Annotated in this window: 1 protein-coding gene; it reads left to right on the top strand. The window is 75.6% G+C overall.

The window, feature by feature from the left end; genetic code table 11:
- Positions 1–71: 71 nt before the first annotated feature.
- Positions 72–487: glutamate--tRNA ligase family protein (locus tag FV223_RS29735; RefSeq protein WP_246689877.1), on the top strand; the 416-nt coding region annotated here is incomplete at its 3' end.

Genomic DNA, 487 nt, shown 5'->3' with positions numbered 1-487 from the left:
GGGCCGGCCTGCTCGCTGCCGGGCATCGCCTGCACGCCCGGCCCGCTGCAGTGCCTGCATCGCGTCGGCGGTTGAGGCCGGAGGTCGAGCCGCGGCCCGTCTTCCGCTTCGCCCCGAGCCCGAACGGCCGGCTGCATCTCGGCCACGCCTATTCCGCGCTGCTCAACGCCGTGCTCGCGTCCCGCACCGGCGGCCGCCTGCTGCTGCGGATCGAGGACATCGACCCGACCCGCTCGCGACCCGAGCTGATCGACGCGATCGGCGCCGACCTCGCCTGGCTCGGGCTCGTCTTCGACCCACCCGTCCGCCGCCAGTCGCAGCACATGCCGGACTATCGCGCCGCCCGCGACGGGCTGATCGCGCGGGGCCTGGCCTATCCCTGCTTCTGCACCCGCGGCGACATCCGTGCCGCCGCCGGCGGCAATGCCGCGCGCGACCCGGACGGCGCGCCGCTCTATCCCGGCACCTGCCGGGCGCTCGATCCTGA

The sequence above is a fragment of the Methylobacterium sp. WL116 genome (assembly GCF_008039455.1).
GTDB lineage: Bacteria > Pseudomonadota > Alphaproteobacteria > Rhizobiales > Beijerinckiaceae > Methylobacterium.
Note: the sequence above shows the minus strand (reverse complement) of the source record. Positions and strands in the feature narration are given on the sequence as shown.